Origin of the sequence: Brevundimonas sp. (assembly GCF_023259385.1) — a bacterium.
GTDB lineage: Bacteria > Pseudomonadota > Alphaproteobacteria > Caulobacterales > Caulobacteraceae > Brevundimonas.
Map to the genome: position 1 here is coordinate 1 of NZ_JAHFPF010000247.1, position 5,149 is coordinate 5,149.

Here is a 5,149-nt window from a genome sequence, read left to right on the forward strand (position 1 = left end):
GGATCGCCCAGCACGGTGATGAACAGGGCGGCGGCGGCGAGCAGCAGCAGGCCCGCGCCGGCGACGGCGACCGGCGGCTTCTTCAGCAGGCGGCCGAGCGGCGCGAGGCGGTCGCGCAAAGGAATCTTCACCGGCGGAGCTCCGGCGGTGGCGGCGAGGGCGGACTGGCGCTTGGCGAACATGGACAGTTGAGCACGCTCGATGGGCGGGACCCGCGCACGCGGACCCCTTCGAGGCTCACATTGCCGAGCGCCGGTTAAGAAACCCTAACGGCGCGTTAGCCATGTGGGGGCTTATTCGCCGGGGCTTCCCGCCGCGCCGTTGTCGGCCAGCACCGTGCCGGGCGCCGAGGTGACGATGCCCTCCGGGGCCGCCGCCAGCCGGGTCAGCTGACCGCCCGCGCGAAGCACGTCAAAGGCGCGCTCCAGCTGGTAGTCCTTGTCCTTGTCATAGGCCTCGCCCGGGGCCTCGTGCGGCACGTGGGCGCCCTTGCGTTCGGCCCCGATGGAGGCGTCCAGCGCCGTGGCGTAGGCGGCCTCGGAATAGATGAAGCTGGAGCGCGAGATGATGCGCGCCTCGGCTTCCGAACGGGCCACTTCCAGGTCCGGCTCGATGCCGATCTTCTGGATCGAGGCGCCGGACGGCGTGTAGTAGCGGGCGGTGGTGATCGACAGGGCGCCGTCGGCGCCGTTGCGCAGCGGGATCACCGTCTGCACCGAACCCTTGCCGAAGCTGGTCAGGCCCACGACCGTGGCGCGCTGGTGGTCCTTCAGGGCGCCGGCGACGATCTCCGAAGCCGAGGCCGAGCCGTAGTTGATCAGCACCACCAGCGGCAGGCCGTTGGTCAGGTCGCCCGGGGTCGCGGCGTAGCGCTGGATCTGGTCCGGCTTGCGCCCGCGCTGGCTGACGATCTCGCCACGTTCCAGGAAGGCGTCAGACACGGCGATGGCCGCGTCCAGCAGGCCGCCGCCGTTGTTGCGCAGGTCGAGGACATAGCCCTTCAGCGCCGGGTTCTCGGTCTTGAGCTTCGCGATCGTCTCGCTGAGTTCGCGGCCCGTGTTCTCGTTGAAGGTCGAGACGCGCAGATAGCCGAAATCGCCCTCGACGCGGCCGGTGACGGATTCGATGCGGATGACCTCGCGGGTCAGGGTCACTTCGCGCGGCTCTTCGCCGTCACGCAGGAAGGTGACCTTGATCGTGGTGCCCACGGCGCCGCGCAGCTTGTCGGAAACCTGGCTGACGGTCAGACCCGAGGCGCTCTGGCCGTCGATGGCCGAGATGACGTCGCCGGCGTTGACGCCCGCGCGGGCGGCCGGGCCGCCATCCATCGGCGAGATGATCTTCACCAGCCCGCCTTCCGACGAGATGGTCAGGCCGACGCCCGAATAGTGGCCCTCGGTCCGCTCGCGCAGATCGCCGTAGCCTTCCGGCGGCAGATAGTTGGAGTGGGGGTCCAGCGCCCCCATCATGCCCTGCAGCGCCGCCTCGATCAGCTTCTTGTCATCGACCGGTACGACATAGGCCTGCTCGACAATGCCCAGCACGTCGCCGAACAGGCCGATCATGCGGAAGGCTTCGTTGCGCGGGGTCTGACCGGCGGCGGTCGCGGCCCCCAGGCCGACCACGGTGGCGGCGGCGGCGCCGATCATCAGCAGCTTGCGCATTCGTCTTCTTCTCAGCGGACCGGGGAGGCGGTCTTACAGGGCGGCAGTTAGGTCCCGGGCGACGACGAAATCGTGGCCGATCCGGAGACGGTCGATAAAATCAGCGTCATCAGCGGATGGGAAGCGGATTCGCCCGTTCGGAGCCCGACCGGAGTCAATTCAACCACGGCGCCGGATCGACCGCGCGTTCGTCGCGCCGCAGCTCGAACCAGACCTCTCCGTCGGGGGCGGTGCGGCCCACGGCCTGGCCGTCCGAGACCCGGGTCCCGGTCTCGACCGAGACCTCGTCCAGCCCGGCGATGACCGCGCGCCAACCCGGGCCCAGGTCGACGATCACCACCTGTCCCCAACCCGACAGCGGGCCGGCGAAGACCACGCGTCCGGCCGCGGGGGCGCGGGCCTCCAGCTGGTTCGCGCTCCAGCGCCATCCGTTCGAGCCGCGTCCGAAACGGATTGAGGGCGCGCCTTCGACCGGCGCGGTCAGGCGGCTGCGCCCCGCGGGCAGGCGGGCCACCGTCGTCGGCGCGTCGGTCTCCGGCGCGGGTACAGCGGCGCCGAGCGCGTTCAGCCGGGCTTCCAGCGCACGCCCGGCCCGTTCCGCCTGTACGGCCTCGGCGCGCAACACCGCCTGCAGCGCCGCCTTGCGCGCCGACAGGCTTTCGATCTCGCCGCGCCGGTCGCCCCGCGCGCTCTCGGTCGTGAACAGCTGCTCGCTGTTCAGGGCCGCCAGCCGCCGGATGCGGGTCAGCTCGGCCTGCTGATCCGCCAGGGCCTTGGCCCGGCTTTGCAACTCGGGGGCGATAGCGCGTAGCAGGATGGAGGCCCGCACCGCGTCCACCGCCTCGTCGGTGGGCACCAGCAGGGGGGGCGGCGGCTTGCGGCTCATCATCTGCAGGGCCGACAGCAGCCGCGCCTGCCGCCCGCGCGCCAGCGCCAGGCGCGCGACCAGCTCGCTCTCGCGCTGACCCAGTTCGCGCAATCGCGCCCGCTGGGCGGCGATCAGCTGGTCGTCGGCGCTGACGGCGGCGGTCAGGCGGCCCAGCTCGCGTTCCAGGGTCCCGATCTCGGCCGCCGCGTCGTCGGCTTCGGCCCGCAGACGGCGGGCGCGGGCCTGCTCGTCGCGGAACTCAGCCTGCAGGCGCGCGACTTCGCCCCGTTCCTGCGGCGCCGCGGCGGCGACGGGCAGGGCGATCAGGCCGACCATGGCGATGGCGATCAGGGGACGCATCAGACCATTTTTGCTTCGGGTTGCTCCAATCCGAATCCAAAAAATGGTCCGGCATAATTCTGGAGCGAAATCTGAGCCCGGATGCTGCGCATCCAAACCGATTTCGCTCTAGTCCCTATGGTAGGGCGATCCGGCCAGGATGGTCACGGCGCGATACAGCTGTTCCGCCAGCATCGCCCGCGCCAGCGCGTGCGGCCAGGTCTGGGGGCCGAAGGCCAGGGTCGATCCCGCGGCTTCGCGCACGCTGGCGTCCAGTCCGTCGGCTCCGCCGATGGCGAACACCAGCCGCCGCTCGCCCCGGTCCCGGAGCAGGGCGATATAGTCGGCGAAGGCGCGGCTGGAGAAGGTCTTGCCGCGTTCGTCGCAGGCGATCAGGTGCGCGCCCTCAGCGGCCTTGAGGATCAGCTCGGCTTCGGGCGCCTTGCCCGGCTTGCGGGGCTCCAGATCGATCAGCTCCAGCGGCCCGAGACCCAGCGCCCGGCCCGCCAGGGTGGCGCGCTGGGCGTAGTCCTCGGCCAGCATGGCTTCAGGCCCGCGTCCCGGCTTGCCGATCGCGATGACGCCCAGCTTCATGGTCGGATCAGGGGATCAGGCGCGGCTGTCGGTGCGGTGGCCGCTCTCGACCGACCAGATCTTCTCGATGTTGTAGAAGGCGCGCACTTCCGGGCGGAACAGGTGGACGATCACGTCGCCGCCGTCCAGCAGCACCCAGTCACAGTGCGGCAGGCCGGAAACCTTGACCTTGCCCAGGCCCTTTTCCTTCATCAGCCGCTGCAGGTGGTCGGCCAGGGCGCCGACGTGGCGGTGCGAGCGGCCCGAAGCCACGATCATGGCGTCGGACATGGGGCTCTTGCCGCGCAGGTCGATCAGGACGATGTCCTGCGCCTTGTCATCGTCAAGCTTGCCCAGGATGGCGTTTTCGAGGTCCGTCAGGCCGACGGGGAGGGGAGCCTGCTGACCGTCTTCGGAGTGGACGGGTTCGATCTCGTCCATCTCGTGCGCCGTGTTGGAGACGGCGTCATCGTGCGCGTCATACGCGGTAGAGGGGGTCAGCGGAGGGCTCCGGGGGTCGTTACTAAAGGGGCAGTCTAGCACGGACGGCCCCCGCCGTCACGCGAGCCCTGAGTCTTAGGCGTCCGGATCGGAGTTGCCATCTCCAATGGTCGGATGTGGGACACCGGCCTCTCTCAGTGCACGAGCCAATTTTCCGTACAGATTGGGATGTCCGCGCTTGCTGATCGGATCCACGGTCACGGTTGTATGGAACCAGCCGGAGCGCGGGAGTGTAAGGTGGATGTGGCCGGTTTTTGCATCATACCAGGCGCCGATGTTGAGATAGGCGGTGTTGCCGCCTTTCTCGCTTTTGCGAATATCGCCGTCCATTAAAGGCTCCTGCGCGGCAACCAAGCGTTGCGACGGTACCGATAATGCAGTTTATCGAGGTGATCGAGCCGCCGCGCGCAGCGCCGTGGACGAGCGCGGATTGAGCGGCGCGGTCAGATAGGTCCAGGCCGGAGCCTCCATCGACGACAGCAGCCGGGCCTTCTGGGCGGGCACGCGGGCGTCGGCGAAGCGGGCCGACGCCGGTGCGGTGCGGCTGTCCAGCATCGAGCCCGGGCGAGCGATCACCGCCACCGGCATCAGCCGCATGATGTCCGTCCAGCCGCGCCATTTGTGGAAGCTGGCCAGGTTGTCCGAGCCCATCAGCCAGACGAAATTCACCCCCGGATGGCGGGCGACGAGGGCGCGCAAGGTGTCGATGGTCCACTGGGTGCCCAACCGCGTCTCGACATCGGAGACGATCATCGACGGGCCGGAGGCCGCCAGCCGGGCCGCCTGTCCGGCGGAGGCCATTCGCTCGGCCAGCGGGGCGCTGTCGCGGGCGTCCTTAAGGGGGTTCTGCGGCGACACCAGCCAGATCACCCGATCCAGCCCCAGCCGCCGCAAGGCCGTTTCGGCGACATGGGCGTGACCGTCGTGGGCGGGATTGAACGAGCCGCCGAACAGGCCGACCGACATGCCGGGGCGCAGGTCCAGGCCGTCGCGCAGCGCGCCCCTGCGGGGGCCGGCGATCTTCGGCGCGGGACCGGCGTGGAAGAAGGGCAAGGCGGGCTCGCGCGACTTATGCTCATCCGCGCCCTAACACGCGGGATCGTCCGTGTCGCCTCAGTTTCGTCGTTGCCCCCCGATGCTGACAGCAAGTGGCGGCAGCCCCGGCGCAGGTTCGGTCCCTACAGGGAGGACTCCATGACTGACG

At 69.7% G+C, this 5,149-nt stretch carries 6 protein-coding genes and 1 pseudogene; all 7 read right to left on the minus strand.

Annotated features, from left to right (window positions below; genetic code table 11):
* Positions 1–182: pseudogene (locus tag Q0C81_RS15700) on the minus strand (divergent polysaccharide deacetylase family protein); the annotation flags it as partial.
* A gap of 111 nt (positions 183–293) precedes the next feature.
* Positions 294–1,664, minus strand: coding sequence for a S41 family peptidase (locus Q0C81_RS15705; protein ID WP_291840026.1), 1,371 nt, complete (start codon positions 1,662–1,664; stop codon positions 294–296).
* Positions 1,665–1,818: 154 nt separating this feature from the next.
* Positions 1,819–2,892, minus strand: coding sequence for a peptidoglycan DD-metalloendopeptidase family protein (locus tag Q0C81_RS15710; RefSeq protein WP_291840029.1), 1,074 nt, complete (start codon positions 2,890–2,892; stop codon positions 1,819–1,821).
* 108 nt (positions 2,893–3,000) lie between these two features.
* The gene (rlmH, locus tag Q0C81_RS15715) at positions 3,001–3,465 is read right to left on the minus strand and encodes a 23S rRNA (pseudouridine(1915)-N(3))-methyltransferase RlmH (protein ID WP_291840032.1); all 465 of its coding nucleotides are present in this window, start codon (positions 3,463–3,465) and stop codon (positions 3,001–3,003) included.
* A gap of 15 nt (positions 3,466–3,480) precedes the next feature.
* Positions 3,481–3,885, minus strand: a complete 405-nt coding sequence (rsfS, locus tag Q0C81_RS15720) for a ribosome silencing factor (protein ID WP_291840035.1) — start codon at positions 3,883–3,885, stop codon at positions 3,481–3,483.
* Between the two features lie 135 nt (positions 3,886–4,020).
* Positions 4,021–4,275 carry a hypothetical protein gene (locus tag Q0C81_RS15725; RefSeq protein WP_291840038.1) on the minus strand — a complete coding sequence of 85 codons (255 nt, stop codon included), beginning with the start codon at positions 4,273–4,275 and terminating at the stop codon, positions 4,021–4,023.
* 51 nt (positions 4,276–4,326) lie between these two features.
* Positions 4,327–4,998, minus strand: coding sequence for a nicotinate-nucleotide adenylyltransferase (locus Q0C81_RS15730; RefSeq protein ID WP_291840042.1), 672 nt, complete (start codon positions 4,996–4,998; stop codon positions 4,327–4,329).
* Between the last annotated feature and the right edge of the window lie 151 nt (positions 4,999–5,149).

Coding starts and splice junctions, on each gene's coding strand:
- Q0C81_RS15705 (WP_291840026.1), bottom strand. CDS start 1,664: ATGCGCAAGCTGCTGATGATCGGCGCCGCCGCCGCCACCGTGGTCGGC.
- Q0C81_RS15710 (WP_291840029.1), bottom strand. CDS start 2,892: ATGCGTCCCCTGATCGCCATCGCCATGGTCGGCCTGATCGCCCTGCCC.
- rlmH (WP_291840032.1), bottom strand. CDS start 3,465: ATGAAGCTGGGCGTCATCGCGATCGGCAAGCCGGGACGCGGGCCTGAA.
- rsfS (WP_291840035.1), bottom strand. CDS start 3,885: ATGGACGAGATCGAACCCGTCCACTCCGAAGACGGTCAGCAGGCTCCC.
- Q0C81_RS15725 (WP_291840038.1), bottom strand. CDS start 4,275: ATGGACGGCGATATTCGCAAAAGCGAGAAAGGCGGCAACACCGCCTAT.